This is a genomic window from Burkholderia sp. PU8-34 (assembly GCF_053427725.1).
The window spans coordinates 1-572 of the sequence record NZ_JBSAXC010000068.1; the positions used below are offsets into that span (position 1 = coordinate 1).

General features: G+C 64.3%; 1 protein-coding gene. It reads right to left on the bottom strand.

Translation table 11 applies throughout. The features are described 5' to 3' along the window. On the bottom strand, positions 1-572 hold a 572-nt coding region (locus ACV22Z_RS35730; RefSeq protein ID WP_448080940.1), incomplete at both ends, for a 3-hydroxybutyrate dehydrogenase.

Consider the following 572-nt stretch of genomic DNA (forward strand, 5'->3'; position numbering starts at 1 on the left):
AGCGCGGCGCTCGGGAACGCCGACAGGAACAGCACCGTCTGCGCGACGTCCTGCACCGTCGTGAACACGCCGTCGACCGTGTTGCCGAGCATCACCTTCTTCACCACTTCCTCTTCGCTGATCCCGAGCTCCTTTGCCTGCTCCGGAATCTGCTTGTCGACGAGCGGCGTGCGCACGAAGCCCGGGCACACGACGTGCGAACGCACGTTGTGCTTCGCGCCTTCCTTCGCCAGCACGCGTGCGAGACCGAGCAGCCCGTGCTTCGCCGTCACGTATGCCGACTTCAGCGGCGACGCTTCGTGCGAGTGCACCGAACCCATGTAGATCACGACGCCGCCGCGATCGTCCTTGTACATGTGCTTGAGCGCGGCCTTCGTCGTCAGGAACGCGCCGTCGACGTGAATCGCCTGCATCTTCTTCCAGTCGGCGAACGAGTAGTTCTCGATCGGGTTCACGATCTGGATGCCCGCGTTCGACACGAGGATGTCGACCGAGCCGAACGTCTCGGCGACCTTGTCGATGCCGGCGTTGACGGCGTCCTCGTTCGTCACGTCCATCGCGACGCCGATCGC